Annotated in this window: 14 protein-coding genes; 6 read left to right on the forward strand and 8 right to left on the reverse strand. The window is 44.3% G+C overall.

The annotated features are described in order from the left end of the window. Positions 1-49: 49 nt before the first annotated feature. The 5 genes from QUA83_RS19725 to petC form a co-directional block, all read right to left on the reverse strand. Positions 50-1177: an FAD-dependent oxidoreductase gene (locus tag QUA83_RS19725; RefSeq protein WP_333295260.1), complete on the reverse strand. Its 1128-nt coding sequence runs from the start codon at positions 1175-1177 to the stop codon at positions 50-52. Between the two features lie 237 nt (positions 1178-1414). Then, a complete protein-coding gene (psbQ, locus tag QUA83_RS19730; protein WP_333295261.1) occupies positions 1415-1858 on the reverse strand; it encodes a photosystem II protein PsbQ in 444 nt (147 codons plus the stop codon). Positions 1859-1969: 111 nt separating this feature from the next. Then, positions 1970-2821, reverse strand: coding sequence for an alpha/beta fold hydrolase (locus tag QUA83_RS19735; protein WP_333295262.1), 852 nt, complete (start codon positions 2819-2821; stop codon positions 1970-1972). A gap of 105 nt (positions 2822-2926) precedes the next feature. Then, entirely contained in the window at positions 2927-3916 is a 990-nt protein-coding gene (petA, locus tag QUA83_RS19740) for a cytochrome f (protein ID WP_333295263.1), read from the reverse strand. Positions 3917-4074: 158 nt separating this feature from the next. Further along, positions 4075-4617, reverse strand: a complete 543-nt coding sequence (gene petC / locus QUA83_RS19745; protein WP_333170469.1) for a cytochrome b6-f complex iron-sulfur subunit — start codon at positions 4615-4617, stop codon at positions 4075-4077. Between the two features lie 214 nt (positions 4618-4831). Between petC and QUA83_RS19750 the strand changes: the two genes are divergently transcribed. Together QUA83_RS19750 and QUA83_RS19755 are read left to right on the forward strand one after the other, a co-directional pair. Next, positions 4832-5149, forward strand: coding sequence for a DUF3067 family protein (locus QUA83_RS19750; RefSeq protein ID WP_333036983.1), 318 nt, complete (start codon positions 4832-4834; stop codon positions 5147-5149). 412 nt (positions 5150-5561) lie between these two features. Then, entirely contained in the window at positions 5562-5870 is a 309-nt protein-coding gene (locus QUA83_RS19755; RefSeq protein ID WP_006631236.1) for a carbon dioxide-concentrating mechanism protein CcmK, read from the forward strand. Between the two features lie 255 nt (positions 5871-6125). On the opposite strand, the gene tatC is transcribed toward QUA83_RS19755, so the two are convergent. The 3 genes from tatC to QUA83_RS19770 all read right to left on the reverse strand — a co-directional run bounded on the left by tatC (position 6126) and on the right by QUA83_RS19770 (position 10599). Beyond that, a complete protein-coding gene (gene tatC, locus QUA83_RS19760; RefSeq protein ID WP_333295264.1) occupies positions 6126-6971 on the reverse strand; it encodes a twin-arginine translocase subunit TatC in 846 nt (281 codons plus the stop codon). A 200-nt stretch (positions 6972-7171) separates the two neighbouring features. Then, a complete protein-coding gene (locus tag QUA83_RS19765; RefSeq protein WP_333295265.1) occupies positions 7172-8116 on the reverse strand; it encodes an NAD(P)-dependent alcohol dehydrogenase in 945 nt (314 codons plus the stop codon). 308 nt (positions 8117-8424) lie between these two features. Beyond that, complete coding sequence (locus QUA83_RS19770) at positions 8425-10599, reverse strand: EAL domain-containing protein (RefSeq protein WP_333295266.1); 2175 nt, start codon at positions 10597-10599, stop codon at positions 8425-8427. A 245-nt stretch (positions 10600-10844) separates the two neighbouring features. On the opposite strand from QUA83_RS19770, the gene QUA83_RS19775 reads away from it, so the two are divergent. The 4 genes from QUA83_RS19775 to QUA83_RS19790 all read left to right on the forward strand — a co-directional run bounded on the left by QUA83_RS19775 (position 10845) and on the right by QUA83_RS19790 (position 17438). Further along, positions 10845-14708: a PAS domain S-box protein gene (locus QUA83_RS19775; protein WP_333295267.1), complete on the forward strand. Its 3864-nt coding sequence runs from the start codon at positions 10845-10847 to the stop codon at positions 14706-14708. A gap of 379 nt (positions 14709-15087) precedes the next feature. Then, positions 15088-15846 (forward strand): SDR family oxidoreductase, encoded by a 759-nt coding sequence (locus QUA83_RS19780; RefSeq protein ID WP_333295268.1) that lies wholly within the window; start codon positions 15088-15090, stop codon positions 15844-15846. A 136-nt stretch (positions 15847-15982) separates the two neighbouring features. Continuing rightward, positions 15983-17080 carry a DJ-1/PfpI/YhbO family deglycase/protease gene (locus QUA83_RS19785; RefSeq protein WP_333295269.1) on the forward strand — a complete coding sequence of 366 codons (1098 nt, stop codon included), beginning with the start codon at positions 15983-15985 and terminating at the stop codon, positions 17078-17080. A 169-nt stretch (positions 17081-17249) separates the two neighbouring features. After that, positions 17250-17438 (forward strand): hypothetical protein, encoded by a 189-nt coding sequence (locus QUA83_RS19790; protein WP_333295270.1) that lies wholly within the window; start codon positions 17250-17252, stop codon positions 17436-17438. Positions 17439-17670 lie beyond the last annotated feature (232 nt).

The following is a 17670-nucleotide window of genomic DNA, read 5'->3' on the forward strand; positions in this document are numbered from 1 at the left end:
TTAGATGTAAGATATGAATTGCTATCTTGATTATATTAACATTTGTTAATTATTGCAAAATCATTTCTCGAATCGATCGCGCTGTTGCAGGGGCCAGTAGAACACCGTTGCGATAGTGGCCGCTGGCGATGAGAACGCGATCGTTACCGGGAAGCGTCTCGATAATTGGGGCCGGCCGCCCTTCCGGCCGCGGGCGCAATCCTGACCATTTCCTGATGATTTCAGCTTCTGCTAAGCCCGGACAAAGTGCGATCGCCCTCGCCATCACTTGCCTCAACATATCAGCATTTGCCTCAATTTCCCCGCCATTTTCGGAAAACTCCACCGTCGCCCCCACCCAAAATTCCTGATTTCCCACAGGCACAATGTGAACGTCATCGCAAGTAATTACTGGCCTAAAATCTGGGTTTCCTACAGGATTGGGCGTCAGCAAATGCAGCGCTTGTCCCAACACCGGGCGAATGTCAACCAACTGATTTAACGATGCAGTCACAGCAGCAGAACCCAAACCAGCGCACACAATTAGTCGATCGAAATTTTCAGCAACAGGCAAGATGCCTGTTCCACAAGACTTATTGACAGCAATGGAAGATGCCAGTTGAATCTCAGACACCTGAGAATCCAACTCAGTAATGCCTTGAACTTCCACTCCAAACTCAAAATTAACTCCTTTGAGTTTAGCAGCATCAACCAAAGCCAAAGTTAGCGCCGTCGGATCGACTTGCCTGTCTTGAGGCGAATAAATCGCCGCAATAATCTGATCGTTTAAATAGAGATGAGGGCAGAGTTCGCGCACTCGTTCCCGATCCCAAAGTTCCAATTTCCAACCTTGAGACTCGCGAATGGCTATCAACTTTTCCCACTTACTTAAATCCTCTCCCTCCGAACAAAGCATCAAAATTCCTTGTTTGTTAAAAGGAATTTTTCGCCCCGTAACTGCTTCCAATTCTGGAATCAAAGTTTCGTAGCGATGAAGGCTAGTTTCCCTCAACTGCCAATTTCTGCCCTTAGTTTTGTGGCTGATAACTCCCATCAAAACACCGAGGGCCGCGCCAGTAGAACCTTCTGCCGGCGGCTGTTTGTCGAACACAGTAACTTTCAGTTCGGGAAATTGACTTAGTTCAAAGGCGATCGAAGCCCCAATAATACCGCAACCAATAATTGCAACGCGAACCATTCAATTTTAGATTTTAGATTTTAGATTTTAGATTAACTGCTTCCTAGGTTTTGTCCATATAAACCTGTTTCGGACGGGCAAGATGCCCGCCCCACAAGAAAACTGATTCTTTCTTTGTGGAACAGACATCTTGTCTGTTCTTGACAATGATACCCCCACAAGAAAACTGATTCTTTCTTTGTGGAACAGGCATCTTGCCTGTTCAAGACAATGATACAAGATGTGAGTTAAGGCTAATTAAGCTTTTGGAATTAGCTGCAAGAAGGTATCGAAATCATTGACAGCTTTTTGATAGCTGGCCGTGACTTTTGCATAGTCAAGGTTTTTAGCAGCAATATCAATGTCAACCAAATCGGTAAACAAACTCTTAGTTAAATCAACAGCTTGTTGTTGAGAACTAGGCAACAAACTCGCAGAGACGGTTTTCATGGTGTTCCGCAAGTCGCCTAGAGGCCCGTGAATGTAAGTTCTGGTATCAATCCAATTCCGTTTTTGAATTAGGGTTCCCAGTTTATCCATGCGCGATCGGAACTCGGTCAGAGTAGGAACATAGCGCTGAATTTGCTGGGTTTGGGCTGCTGTGTAAGTAGTTGGAACTTTTGCTTCGACACTGCTGCAACTAACCAGAAATGCCATCAAAAACGCCATCATCAAGGCAAAAATTGAACGGGGACGAGTCATATCGATTTTAGATTTTAGATTTTAGATTTCTCGTTTTCAGGCTCTGCCTGGGAATGCAGCTCGGCGAGGAGCTGGTTCACTGACCTAGCACCGAGAGTTATGTACAAAATATTATTTTACCTCCTGGCGGCGCAGAAAAGTGATCACAGAATTGCCAACTTTTTCTGACCAATGTTCTTGAGGATAATGCCCCGCTTGTTCCAGTGTGACTAATTCTGCATTTTGCAGGGAACCGACTAGCTTTTGAACTGGTTCAACACTCAGCCAAGGATCTGTCAAACCCCAGACAAATAAAGTTGGTCGAGTCCATGCTTTCAAGCCGGATTCAATTTCGGCCATTGACTGCGGCAACTGAATATTGCGGACTGTATTCATCAGCGATCGACCTGCATCCGAACTCTTCAAAAACGGGCGGCGGTAAACATCTAAATCCTTGTCTGATATTGTCTGGCGGCTGCCACCTTCGAGAGTTCTGTCAATCAAAAGCGGGTCTTGCGTCATCATGTCGCCAATAAAAGGCAGCCCCAACTGCTGCATTTTCCAAGGCAATTTGATATCTGGTGAAACTGGTGTATTTATGACGGCTAGACGCTCAATTTTATCGGGATTGCGTAAAGCGTATTGAATGCCGGCTGAAGCTAAAAATCCTTGGACAACGAGGTAAAATCGGTCTAATTCTATAGCTTGAATAAAGCCAGCGAGGGCGTCAACAAAAGCATCGGGAGTGTAGGCAAAGTCGCGCTTGTCTGGTTTTGTCGATCGCCCGTAACCCACCCAATCAGGGGCGATAGATCTAAATCCCTGTGCCGCCAAATCCGGCATCATTACAGTCCAGGTAAAACTCTGGGACGGCAAACCGTGCAGCAGCAGTACGGGGGGTTTCTCAGTTTCGTTAACCGGATTTGTTTCCCGATAAAACCATTGCAGCGGGCCTACATCAACTATCTTCTCATCAATTAACATTATTTTACTTGTTATTTATCAAAGAATAAGGCGGGTATTCCCCGCCCTACTTACCTAATAGTTGGGTGTGCATAGAACACCTTACCCAACTAATTACAGCCGCGTTTAGAAATTCATTTCAGCAGCTTGAACTTTTTCGACCTGTTTCTTCTTGAGAACCAGCATGATTTGAGCCAGCATGGTTATAGCCACGAAAGCCATCAATCCTTTAACTCGACCTGCACTTTGCAGCACAATCTCCACATCTTTTTGACCGAAGCCGCCCACATTAGGATTGTTCGTCAAAAGTTCGCCTGCTGCAACTGTTTGTCCTTCGGAAACAATCAGTTCTGGGCCTGCGGGAATCGTATCAACAACCGCTGCACCTTCGGCAGGTTGAATTGTCACTTGATAACCGCCATCTTCAGGTTGAGCAATCTTAGAAATGGTGCCAGCTACCGAAGCATTGTAAACAGTATTATTGCTCTTTTCGCCAGTAGGATAAACCTGACCGCGGCCGCGGTTGCCACCAACATAAATTTGGTATTTGCCGTAGTGAACGGACTTGTCAGTTTCTGGATTCGGCGACAAAACTGGGAATACCAATTCTTTATACTGTTCTCCCGGTACTGGACCCACTAAAACAATATTTTCTTGGGTTTCGCTGTAAGGTTGGAAGTAAAGATCGCCGACTTTTTCCTTCATTTCTTCGGGAATTCTGTCAGCGGGAGCAATTTTGAAACCTTCGGGCAACATCACTACAGCGCCTACATTCAAGCCGCTTTTGCTGCCGTCGCCGCCAACTTGTTGAACGTTAGTATCGTAGGGAACTTTGACAATAGCTTCAAACACCGTATCTGGCAAAACAGATTGCGGTACTTCAACTTCAGTCGGTTTTGCACCGAGGTGACAGTTAGCGCAAACAATGCGACCTGTGGCTTCGCGGGGAGTAGCGGGTGCTGTTTGCTGAGCCCAGAAAGGGTAAGCAAATGCTGCTTGGGGAAGTGCGATGTCGCTGGTGAGGAAAAATGCTGCGGCTACGATCGCAATTAAGGCTGTTTTCGCGATCGTCCTGGCACTGCGGCGAAATATCGCAGATAAATTAGTTTGTGGCATTAGAGTATTCAATCTCAAAGGTCAGACAATGCGTGAATTTTAGATTTTGAATTTTGGATTTTGGATTTTGGATTATTAGACTGTTTTAGGGATGCAATTATCTTGGATTTTCACCGCTGACCCCAATCTAAAATCTAAAATCTAAAATCCAAAATTGTTTAAGACCACCAAGGTTCTTCGCCGGTGCGGAAATCTGTTTCTTTCCAAGGGGTAAGAGCGATCTTGTCATCTGCGACAGTGGCGTGGGCCAGGGCCAGAGACAAAGGCGCTGGGCCGCGCACCACTTTGCCCTCATTGTTGTATTGAGAACCGTGGCAAGGACAGATAAACTTGTTTTCGCTAACATTCCAAGGCACGACGCAACCCAAGTGAGTGCAAACTGCATTGATGCCGTAGTCGGCGATAGATTGGTCTTCTTTCACCACAAGATAAGTGGGGTCGCCTTTGAGACCTTGGGCTAAGGTGCGATCGCCCGCAGGGTGCGAAGCCAAATATTCGCTAACGATGATGTCGTTACCCAAAGCATCTTTAGCTGTCACTCCGCCACCAACTGCCCCACTCGCCGGAGGAACAAAATATTGGACAACGGGATAGAGTGCGCCCAGTGCCACACCTGTGACTGTACCGAACGTCAGCAAATTCATAAATTGGCGACGCCCCATATCGGGGACATCGGGATTTCCAGCAGAAGATTGAGCCATGACCTGCCTTTACGGTTTTAAGTTACGTTTGTTTGTTAGCTGTTAGCGAACTTGTACGTGCAGAGGAAGGAGGATAATTGCCGTTAATCTGCTCGCACAAATTTTAGGCCGCGAAAATTCCTTTTAAGAATGCGCCTTCCAGCCTTTATTAGAGTATTATTACATTTTTTGAACTTTGTCTTTTATTGTTTAATGGATTAACTCAGGAGCAACCATGACGGGCCAGGATTTACACCAGCTACTGCTAGAAAAATGGGGAAAGTCTTACGATATCAGATTGCGGCGGACGCGGGGCAAGATTTTTGTGCAAGTTATGTGGAAATATCTAGAACAGGCATCTTTTCCGATGACGGAGGCTGATTATTTCGAGCATTTGGATGCGGTGGCCAATTACCTCAACGGCTGGGGGAGCACAGAACAGGTGAGAGAATATATCGTAACTACTCGCGATCGCCCCCGGTTGGGTAAAGCTGTCAGCGTTCCCCTCGATTTGGGTGAAAGAGCCTCGGAGTGGTTGCTAGACGAGTTTTGATTCACTCAGTCGATTTTAGATTTTAGATTTTAGATTTTAGATTGACTCCACAGCCGGGATCTGGGGGAGTTCCCTCAAGTTTTGTGTCGCGCCGCGGCTGGATTAGTTGAGCCCAAAGTCCCTAAAATCGATCGGCGAGCTTGTCATAGGACTTGCCGCTGGTGAGAAACTAAGCTGTGGCGCATCTAATTTGCAGGGGTGTTTTGATTCAAAGTCTTGTGTGGCGGGCTTTGCTGCGCGCGCCCTGCTGTGGGATTTAAATGCTGCAACAGCTTGTGGGGCTTTTTAGGGGGCTTTTTTAATTTTGGGCGATCGGACTTCTAGCTTACCAAAATCATCGGAACCAATTTCTGTCAACAATTTCACATACAATGAAGGTCAGATATCTTGTGAAATTTAGGAGAATGTTGTAATGGGTGTTGCACTGGGAATGGTTGAAGTCTTAGGATTTCCCGCTGCAGTAGAAGTTGCGGACTCAATGGTGAAAGCAGCCCGTGTTACTTTAGTTCGCTATGAGAAAATAACCCGCGCCTACTGGACAATTATAGTGCGAGGAGATGTTTCTGAAGTGCAAGCAGCCGTTGCTGCTGGAATTGAATCAGTTAAAAAGGTCGATGGCGGAAAGTTGCTATCGTATCACATAATTGCTCGTCCCCACGAGAATCTGGATTACGTTTTGCCGATCGGCTACACTCCTGAAGTCGAACAGTTCCGAATGTAGTCAGTCGATTTTAGATTTTAGATTTTAGATTTTAGATTTTAGATTTACTTTTTTATTGAATCTGAGAGCTTGAAACTTGGTCTAAAATTTAGGGTGTTCCACTCCTTAAGTCGCGGGGTTCTACCTGCTTTTACGCGGTTAAAAGTTTTGACAAAACTTTGGTGTGGAATTTTAACTTTTAGTAATTATAGAGGCGCGGGCGATCGCGTCTCTATATTTTTTGGCTGAGAGTCGATCGATCTTTCGGTGGAGTTTTTACCGCCCTAAAAGCTTTACCAAACCAACCCCGCCAAAATACAAGCTCAGCACCGCACCTCCTAAAAGACTTTGCGTTAAAGGGTCAGTAGAAGGTGTTAAAACCGCTCCCAAAACTGCCGCTCCCAAGACTACATACCGCCAGCCGGAGAGCATTTGGTTAGAAGAAACTATGCCCAAAACACCCAGCAATACTTGGAGAATCGGGATTTGAAAAGCTAAGCCCGTGCTGAACATTAACAACAGCACAAATTTAAAGTATTTGTCGATCGACCACAACTGCTCTACAACATCCGCCCCATAGCTAACAAAGAAATTAAGCGCCGCCGGAATCAGAGCGATGTAAGCAAATACTAAACCGCCCAAAAATAGGAAACTCGAACCTAAAAACACCGGCCCCAGCAACCTGCGTTCTTTGCGAGTCAAACCGGGGAGAACAAACAGCGCTATCTGGTAAAAAATAAACGGACTGGCGATGAGCAAACCGCTGTATCCGGCTACTTCGATAGAAACAAAGAAATACTCGCCCGGAGCTAGTTGCAGAAACTTGACGGGGCCGGCCGGTACTTCGAGCAGTTGCACGATGGGTTTAACTGTGAAAAAGCAACCGATTACAGCGATTACTACTGCAATTAGCGAGTAGAAAAGTCGCTGTCGCAATTCTTCTAAATGGTCGAATAAAGACATTTCAACTTCGTCAGGAAGTTCGTTTAGAAATTCGTTTTCTAAGTTGCGAGAACCCATCGCACCGCTTGCGATTGGTGCAATGATGTTTTCCTGGCTAATTGCTTCGAGGTTGTTGTCGGAACCTTGTTCGGATGTCTCCAAGTTTGAGGGAGCAGTCATAGGAAATGGGTAATTAGTAATGGGTAATTGGCAAGAGGGAATTGGTAATTGAAAATTGGTAATTGAAAATTGGTAATTGAGAATAGTTATTTCATAATTGCTCCGACTTCATTCTTAATTCTTCATTCTGACTTCAGCAGCAGAAGGAACGATCGCTCATTAATCCGTGTAGCGGTGTCAAAATCCGTGTCGTGCCTTGATTATTCAATGACGATCGCAATTTTGCCGATCGCGCGGCCGGTTTCGCTGTAAGCGTGGGCTGCTGCTACTTCTTGTAAGCTGTAAGTGCGATCGACAATCGGCTCAACTTTATCGGATTCTATTAACTCCCGCAAAGCCCCTAAATCGCTGGGGTTGGCATTGGCTAGAATGAATTTAGCTTTTTTACCCGATATAAACCAGCTTGTTAACATCGGTGCGAGGTTCTCGAAACTTGGCAAAGTCGATATATAAATTCCCTCTGGTTGCAGCACTTTTTCGCATTCAGCAAATGTTCTTGTCCCGACAGCATCTAAAATTATATCATATTTATCGGTTTGTTGAGTAAAGTCAATTTCGGCGTAATCCAGGACAAAATCTGCTCCCAAACTCTTGACCACTTCTCTATTTTTAGCGCTGCAAACTCCCGTTACTTCCGCATTCATTGCTTTCGCAACTTGCACGGCAAACGTGCCGACTCCGCCGGAAGCGCCGTTAATTAATACTTTGTTTCCTGCTTGAATTTGACCCAAATCTCGGAGTGCTTGCAAAGCAGTTAAACCTGCGATCGGTACTCCTGCTGCTTCTGCATGAGTGATGTTTTTCGGTTTAATTGCTGCCTCCGATTCTGGCACGACCGCGTATTCGGCGCAAGCACCCCCATTGATGGGATTTAAGAAAGTATAAACTTCATCTCCGGGTTGAAATTTGGTGACTTCCCGGCCGACTTCGACGACAACTCCCGATATGTCAGAACCGACTATTCGAGGAAAGTTATATCCTGTTAATAGTTGCAGGTGTCCTTGCCGGATTTTCCAGTCTACGGGATTGACGCTGCTAGCGCGAACTCGCACTAACAATTCGTTGGATTTGGCGATCGGCTTCGACAATTCTCGGTACTGCAATTCCTCGGCTGAACCGTAGCGATCGAACGCAACTGCTTTCATGGCAAATTTTCCGGTTTATTTCCAATAGAACACTCAATCCTTTACAATTACAGCACATTCGATCTAAATGTGACACAGTAAATTGATATCATTTCCGGTTACACTCATACATGATGTTGACTGTTGACTGTTGACGCCGTGAACAGTGAACAGTGAACCGTCAACCGTCAACAGTGAACTCGAATTTACTATTCCGATGCTAACGGATTTGATATGAGTCACCCTTGTAGCAGCGGGCGATCGACTCTTGGAGACCTCCAGACAAGGCGCAGGCGTGAGGCAATGGGTTCGCAGGCTGAGTGCGATAGCTAGGGATTAAAATTAATAGGGACAGGGCGGGCGATCCCATAACCCTGAGCATAATCTACTCCAATCTCCCGCAATTTTTCTAAGATAGTCTCGTCTTCGACAAACTCAGCTATAGTTTCAAGATTCATCGCATGGGCAATACGATTAAAGCCTTCAACCAGCGCTTGAGAAATCAAATTATGACTAATATTCTTGACAAAAGCACCATCAATTTTTAGATAATCAACTGGTAAATTCATCAGATAAGCAAAGGAACTCAACCCGCTCCCAAAATCATCTAAAGCAAAGCAACACCCAATTTTTTTGAGTTCGCTCATGAAATATCTGGCTTGCTCAAAGTTTGCGATCGCTGCCGTTTCCGTGATTTCAAAACCAATGGTTTCTGGGGGGACTTGGTGGCGAGAAAATTGTTCGATTAAAAATCTCATAAACTGATTGTTACTAATGCTAGCCCCCGAAAGATTTATCGTGTATAAGCCTTGACTAATAGCATCTTTTTCCGGTAATTTGTGATAGTTAGAAAAAAAAGTTTCGATTACCCAGCAATCGATCTCAGTTATCAATCCGTAACGCTCGGCGGCGGGAATAAACTGATTTGGAGATACTAATTTTCCATTTTCGTCCATCATTCTAATCAAAATCTCATAATGCTCTACTAATGGTTTAGAAGTAATAGAGACAATTTTTTGGTAGTAGAGACAAAAACGATTGGTTTCCAGCGCCCGGGTGATTTTGGAAATCAACTGCCTCTCACCACGTTGTTTAATTAGTTCGCCATCATCTAGACTATAAATATGAACACAGTTGCGCCCTCTGGCTTTGGCGGCATAACAAGCTGCATCAGCCGCTCCCAGAAGCTCCATCAAATTTTGGCTGGTTTGGTCAATAGCAACAACTCCAATGCTGACTCCGATGATAAAGGTTTTGCCATTCCAAATAAACCGAAACTGATGCACTAGGTCTTTGAGATTTTCCGCAATCTGAGTTGCTTGAGAGAGCGAACATTGAGTGAGCAAAATACCAAATTCATCACCTCCTAAGCGAGCCAGCATATCATTAGGCCCGACTCCCTGTTGAATAAGTGCAGTGATTTGGCGCAGTAGCTCATCGCCAGCAATATGACCTACGGTATCGTTAATGACTTTGAACTGATCTAAGTCTAAATAACAGAGAGCGTGCTGCTGATTGCTATCTTTAACAGAGGCGATCGCCTCAACTAACTGCTGCTCAAATCTTCGACGGTTGATTAACCCCGTCAGGGCATCGTGACTGGCTTCCCAAGATAGTTTACGAGTGAGATAGCGCGATTCAGTAACATCATGAAAGACGATTACTGCTCCGATAATTTGACCTTGGCGGTCTCGAATAGGTGCTGCCGAGTCAGCAATGGGATACTCGGTTCCATCATCGGCAATCAGAATAGTATTGTTAGCTAAGGTCACAATTCGCTCCTCTAATAGAGCCTTGTTTATAGGATTCTCTACTGGCTCTCGCGTTACTTGATCGACAATTAAGAAGACTGTAGAGAAAGGAACTCCTTGAACCTCATGAGTTTTCCACCCTGTCAGTCGCTCAGCTATAGGATTGAAATATCTCACCCTACCTTGGGCATCAGTAGTAATGACCGCATCGCCAATGGATTGCAGTGTCACTTGAGCCAATTCCTTTTCGGCAAAGAGAGACTCTTCGAGACGTTGCCGTTCTTCAATTTCTATCAAGAGACGTAAATTCTGCTTTTTGAGGCTTTGTTGCAGCCTTCGGATCGTTAGGTGGGTTTCGACACGAGCTAATACTTCTTCGACTTGAAATGGCTTAGCAATATAATCTACCCCTCCCGCAGCCAGCCCTTGTACCTTATTAAAAGTTTCATTGAGAGCACTCAAAAAAATTATTGGAATGTCTACAGTGCGCTCATCAGATTTTAATTGTCGGCAAACTTCATAGCCATCCTGATCGGGCAACTTAATATCTAGTAAGATTAACTCCGTCGATGGCGATTGGGCGGCTCTGAGCGCCATTGCACCTGTCGTGGCACTGCGAACTTTATAACCCTGTTCGCTCAAAGTATCCCTGAGCAGACGCAGGTTATCAGGCAGATCGTCAACAATTAAAATATTGCCTCGGTAGTTTGTAGCTCGATCGCTAACCCTATCGCTAGTTCTATCGACAATCATACTCATTTCCCTAGTTTCCTGCTAGAGGAATATAAACATATGCACAAATAGTATAGTTTAATTATTCGGTTAAAAAAGTCACTTTACCCACAAAGAAGTTCTGCGATCCCGGAGATATGGGGCTGGCAAGGGGGCGCAACCATACAAAATATGAATTGTTCAGGTAGGGGCAGTCCCCCCGTGGTTGCCCTTCTTCGCTTCGCCTAACATCAGAAGAACATTGTTTCAACCCAAGCAGCCGATTTATGAACAAGCGCATTTCTCAAATGGCAAGTCTACTCGTAATTGCGAGCGGATGTCTCGTGCTGTTGGGTTGGCAATTTGACATTTCCGTACTCAAAAGTGGTTTTCCCGGTATGGCTTCGACCATGAAAGCAAACACGGCAATTTGCTTTTTGCTGGCTGGAGTTTCTTTGAGATTGTTGCAGTACCAAAGAACCCGACTGCACGATCGCATCGCTCAAGGGATGGCAGGATTGATAATCATTATGGGTATGCTGACGCTGAGCCAGTATATTTTTGGTTGGAAGCTGGGTATTGATCAGTTGCTTGTCCGAGATTTGGTGTCTTCCGCCACTCTTTATCCGGGAAGAATGGGAGTAAATACCGCCCTAAATTTTGTGCTGATGGGACTAGGACTCTTACTGTTAGGGCAAAATTCCCAACGGGATACTTGGTTGGCTCAGATTTTTAGTAGTGTTGCAGCTTTAATTTCTCTACTAGCTTTATTTGCACACCTATTCCATGTCGATATTCTTGAACGGTTTGTCACAATTAGGACGACTCAACCCCTAAACACGATCGTCACCTTTTTCATCCTCTATGGAGGAATTTTATGGCTCCGCCCCAAGGAAGGATTAATGCAAGTAGTAACCAGTCCCCTAGTTGGCGGAGTAATGGTTCGGTGGTTGCTGCCTTGGGGGACGATCTTTCCAGTCACACTGAACTGGTTGACTCTTCAGGGACAAAAGTTAGGCTGGTATAACGCTAATTTTGGCTATACATTGCGTTCAACTGTTATGGTTTTCACGTTTTCAATTCTCATTTTGGGGACGGCTCGCTTTTTGAACCAGATAGATTACCAGCGCCAACAAGCTGAAAAAGAAATTAAAAAACTTAACGAAACTTTAGAAATTCTTGTGGCTGAACGAACAGATGCTTTACAAAAATCGCAGGCTCGTTTTGCAGGAATTCTAGAAATCGCCAATGACGCAATTATTTCAGTCGATCGCACTCAACGTATTACCCTGTTTAATCAAGGGGCAGAAAAGATTTTTGGCTATAAAATGGAGGATATTTTAGGGAAGCCACTGAATTTACTGCTGCCAGAACAGTTTAGAGATGCACATCCGCAGCATATCAAACAATTTGCACAGTCTTCTAGCAGAGCGCGAAGGATGGGAGAACGAAGCGAGATTTTGGGTCGTCGTCAAGATGGAACGCAGTTTTCGGCTGAAGCCTCTATTTCTAAGCTGGAAATGGGAGACGAAACGGTATTTACTGTTATTCTGCGCGATATTAGCGATCGCAAACAAATTGAGATGGCTTTACGAAACAGTGAAGAGCAGTTTCGCCATGCGTTTGAAGATGCCTCTATCGGGATGGCGATCGTTTCACTTGATGGGTACTGGATTAAAGTCAATCCTGCCTTATGTCAGATTCTTGGCTACTCCTCAGAAGAGTTGTTAACGTTAACTTTCCAAGACATTACCCATCCTGACGATTTAGACAGGGATCTTAGTTATGTACATCTGCTATTAGCCGGAACAATTTCAACTTACCAATTGGAAAAACGGTATTTCCATAAACAAGGACATATTATTTGGATTCTGCTTAATGGCTCGCTAGTACAAGATGGACAAGGAAATCCACTGCATTTTATTTCTCAAATACAAGAAATTACGGCTCGCAAAGAAGCTCAAAAGACCCTAGAACTTCAAAGCGTTATCATGAATAACATGGCAGGAGGAGTGTGTTTGATTAAAGCCTCAGACCTCATGATCGTCTACACCAACCCGACATTTGACGCTATGTTTGGCTACAGAGAGGGCGAACTCGCAGGTCAACCCCTTGGTGTCTTGAATTATGTCGATACAAAGGTAACACCAAATGTAACCGTTCTAGATATGGTCACTCAAATTGAACAGACCGGGGAAGCCAAATATGAAGTCCACAATAGAAAGAAAGATGGAACTCTCTTTTGGTGCAGAGTTCATACATCCATGTTTGAGCATCCTGAATACGGAACTGTATATGTTGCCGTTCAGGAAGACGCAACAGAGATCAAACTGGCTGAGCAAGCCTTGCAAGCAACCACAAATCGCCTCAACTTTCTCCTAAACTACAGCCCCGTTGTCATTTTTAGCAGTAAACCTGCTGGCGATTATAGCGCAACGTTCATCAGCGAAAATATCAAAGATATATTGGGCTACGAAACCAGCGAGTTCTTAGAAGATCCTAAATTTTGGGTGAATCACTTACACCCCGATGATGTAGAACCAGTGCTTAATGGCTTAGCAAATCTATTCGTTATTAATGATTTTTACTTCCACGAATACCGTTTTCGTCGCTCCGATGGGGTTTATCGCTGGATACTCGGTCAGCTTAGGCTAATTCGAGATAGTTCAGGTACACCAGTAGAAATCTTGGGATATTTAATTGACATTAGCGATCGCAAACAAGCTGAGTTGGAATTTCAGCAGGCAAATGAAGCAAACCAAGCCAAGACAGTCTTCCTCGCCAATATGAGCCACGAACTCCGCACCCCGCTGAACTCAATTTTGGGATTCACGCAATTGATGAGCTATGAGAGAAATCTGACTCTTTCTCTCCAAGAACGTTTACAGATTGTCAATCGTAGCGGTAGACATTTATTGGACTTGATTAACGATATTTTAGATTTATCCAAAATAGAAAGCGGACGGATGACCCTCAGTCCTTCTGAGTTTGATTTGACAAGTTTGCTGACTTCTATCGAAGAAATGTTCCAAGTTAAAGTCCAATCTAAAGAAGTGCAGCTAATTGTCGATCGAGATCCCGACATTCCTCAATTTGTGCAGAGTGACGATAAAAAACTCTATCAAGTCTTGGTCAATCTGCTCGGTAATGCGATTAAGTTTACCAATCAAGGAAGCATCACCCTACGGGTAAGAGCAACAAAAAGAGACCAAACATCCTGTCACCTATGTTTTGAAGTTGAGGATACAGGCGTGGGAATTGCGCCCACAGAAATTGATAAATTATTTAAGGTTTTTGTGCAAGCCCAAGCGGGAAATAATTTGAGTCAAGGCACGGGGCTTGGTTTAGCCATTAGTCAAAAACTCGTCAAACTTATGGGCGGTCAGATTCGGGTTAAAAGCACTTTGAACCAAGGTAGCACTTTTTCCTTTGAGATTGGTGTACAGTTACCTCAAGCAGAATCCTTACCCCCAGAATCAATTAATCAAAAAGTAATTAGTTTAGCCCCCGGACAACCGACTTACCGCATTCTTATTGTTGAAGATTTAGAAGAAAATCGTCGCTTGTTAGTCGAGATCCTGACCTCGGTTGGTTTTGAGGTGAGAGAAGCAAAACAGGGAGTGGAGGCACTCTCACTGTGGGAGAGTTGGCGGCCACACCTGATTCTGATGGATCTACGAATGCCGATCGTGGATGGCTACACAGCTACTAAATATATTAGAGAACGCCCTCAGAGCCAAGAAACTGTCATTATTGCTTTAACTGCCAGTGTTTTTGAAGAAGATCGAGAGAAAGTTCTTATGGCTGGCTGTAACGACTTTATAAGCAAGCCATTTCAGCAAAGAGAACTTTTTGACAAACTCGCTAAATATTTGGGAGTGCAATATATCTACGAAGTCGTAGAACCAAATCCACCAAAACAATTAGTTGAAATGGTGTCTGTAGAAGATCTATCCATGATGCCCCCTGAGTGGTTAGAACAAATGTATCAAGCCGCTTACTATCTCGATACCGAAGTGATGAACGAATTAATCGTACAAATTCCCCAATCCAAAGCAAGTTTGTCCAAAGCACTAACTGATTATATCAATAATTTTAATTCTGATCGAATTATGGAGCTGATTCGACCTTTGCTGCCGAATCCACTGTAGTTATCGAGTTTAAGGACAAAGAAGCTATAGTGCTGTAAGCAGTGGCTATATTTCCAATAGACACCAACTTGGAAAACGATTTGGAAGTTTTTGGATAGGTGTATTGCAGATATCCATTAGCATGAGGAAATGGCGTACATATTAGATGGAATTTGCTGTATCATATAGCAATTATAGCAATCATAAATCAGTACAAATATGTAGGAAGAGTGCTAAGAGTGGCTACCCCAAGGATCGGGTCAACCACGGGGGGTTTGCCCCTACAACAATTACACAATTCATTTAGGAACGCTATATATTTTTGACGTGAAGGGGATTTATTTTTTTATTAACCGCAGAGGGCGCAGAGGTCACAGAGAAAGAGAAAAGAGATAGAGGAATGATTGATTTAACAGGAAAGGTAATTTTAGTAACTGGTGGCTCGAAAGGGATTGGTGCAGTGACGGTGCGGACTCTGGTTAATGCTGGGGCTGAGGTGATTTTGCATTACTTTCGCAGTCAGAAAGAAGCTGAAGCGGTAGCAGCAAGTGTTGCGGGCGATCGCTGTTATTTATTGGCAGCCGATTTGATGGTGGCAAACGCGGCCTCGACTTTGTGGCGAGATGCTTTAAAATGGCGGGGTCATATTGATATTTTAGTTAATAATGCGGGGATTATGCAGTCAGCGGGTATCGAGGACGAGTTCGATATTTGGTCTTCAGCTTGGCAGCAAACTCTACAAGTAAATTTAGTGGCTGTTGCCGATTTGTGCCGGGAATCCATTCTGCATTTTCAAACTCGCCGGGTCGGTACAATTATTAATATAGCAAGTCGCGCTGCCTTTCGCGGCGATGACCCGAATTATCTGCACTACGCCGCTTCTAAAGGTGCTATTGTTGCTTTAACTCGCAGCATTGCTAGAGGGTTTGCGGCTGATAATATTCTGGCATTTACAGTTGCACCGGGATTTGTCAGTACAGAAATGTCTAATCAGTTTATTCAGGAGTTCGGTGAAGCTGATATTATTCGCGATATCCCGATCGGCAAAATCGCTCCTCCTCAAGATGTTGCCAATGTTATCGCGTTTTTAGCGTCGGGTTTGGCTACGCACGCTACCGGGACTACGATCGACATTAATGGAGCCTCTTATGTGCATTGAGACAATTCCTGTAAAATACCTCTCAAGGCTCACGCTGACATCTTTTAAAGGTAACTAATTTATCACTTTAGCAAGACGCTAAAAACATCATAAATCCTTTAGGCTTATATCAAAGATAGTCTGAGGAAATTTGATTATGACAACCCATAACGGTGGCAACACAAAACGAGTTGCCATACTCATTGAAAATGGAGTTGAAGATTCGGAATTTTTAGTTCCTTACAACGCCTTAAAACAAGCAAATTTTGATGTAGTTGTCCTCGGTTCGCGGACAAACGAAAAGTATGCAGGGAAACAAGGAAAAGTTGCCCAGCAAGCTGACGGAACGACAACAGAAGCATTGCCTGCAGAATTCGATGCAGTGATAATTCCCGGCGGCATGGCTCCAGATACAATGCGGACTAATCCCAACACAGTCAGGTTTGTACGAGAAGCATTTGAGCAAGGAAAACTCGTCGCTGCTGTTTGCCACGGCCCGCAACTTTTGATTGAAGCCGACTTACTCAAAGGCAAAAATGCGACTGGTTTCTTGGCAATTAAAACAGACATGATTAATGCCGGAGCTAACTACATTAACGAAGCTTTAGTAGTTGACGGCAACTTGATCACTTCCCGCCAACCTGGAGATTTAGCAATATTTACCACCGCAATTCTGGCTCGCCTCGGTTACGGCGGAAAAGCAGTGGGTTTGCCAGAAGAAACTGACACCAATGCAGAATGGTGGAAATTAGCTAATGGTTGGGGAGGTTCGACACAAGGCGACATTGTTAAAGGTTTGAATACCGCCCTCGCAGGGGAACGCTATGCTTGCGAAGCCTTTGAACATTATGCCGAAAAAACGCAAGATAGCGATTTGCGATCGCTCTTGAGAGAAATGATTAAAAACAAACAGCACCACATCATCGCTCTCGAAAGTCGCCTCAACGATTTTGGTGAAAAACCCTCAATTCCTGCCCAAATTGCTGACAAGTACGCTAAGTTAAAAGCTTCGATGCAAGGAACCGATGAAACGTTCTTACTGCGGAGCACTCTGGGTGATTTGCAAACTGGTGTTGTCGATATCAACAACCTGCGGGTGAAGTTCACAGATCCGGTATCAACGGCCATTTTGACAGAAATAGAATCGGATTTGTCTAAGTGTGAACAAGTCGTTGCTAAACTTTTCCGCGCCCGTGCAGTTTCCCAGGAAATTAAGTCGCCTAAACCTTCGACTAGCCCCGCTGTAAAAATGTAATCAGCAAGGGGATAAATAAGTTTGTAGTTGTGTTGACTTGTTAAACACCCACCAATATCGCAACTACAAACTTGCTCTGCACTCCTACAATATACGCCGTTGCGGTCAAATAAAACCCAACACTAAAAAGCAGATATTCAACTAACTGCAAGGTGGAGGGTTTTATTCAATGGATTTTATTTTTGTTTTAGCGGGACACGGCGGTTTTGAAGGAAGCTTGCGGCATCCGAGGGCCGTACAACCCCCCGGATTCCTAGGTGCAGAAATAAAAAATATAGTACCCGATAAGCAGCCCCCGGATATATCGGTAAAGTCGCTTTCTTCAATTATTCAATTCTTCAATTCTTCAATTCTTTAAATCTAAAATCCAAAATCTAAAATCTAAAATCGATTGGCTTGTTCCCTCTTCCTTTAGACAGGAGACACATGGGCTATAAATGCGCTACTGTGTTGCCAATATTTTGATGAGGAAAAAAAGGCTGTGGTTCCCTTACGCGATGAAAATCCCATTACTCTGGGGGGGTGACAAGATGGCTAAGAGCTAGACTGAATCTGACTTATAGCCCTCATCCCCCGTTGGTAAAAATAGC

Source organism: Microcoleus sp. K1-B1 (assembly GCF_036704705.1).
Taxonomy (GTDB): domain Bacteria; phylum Cyanobacteriota; class Cyanobacteriia; order Cyanobacteriales; family Microcoleaceae; genus Microcoleus.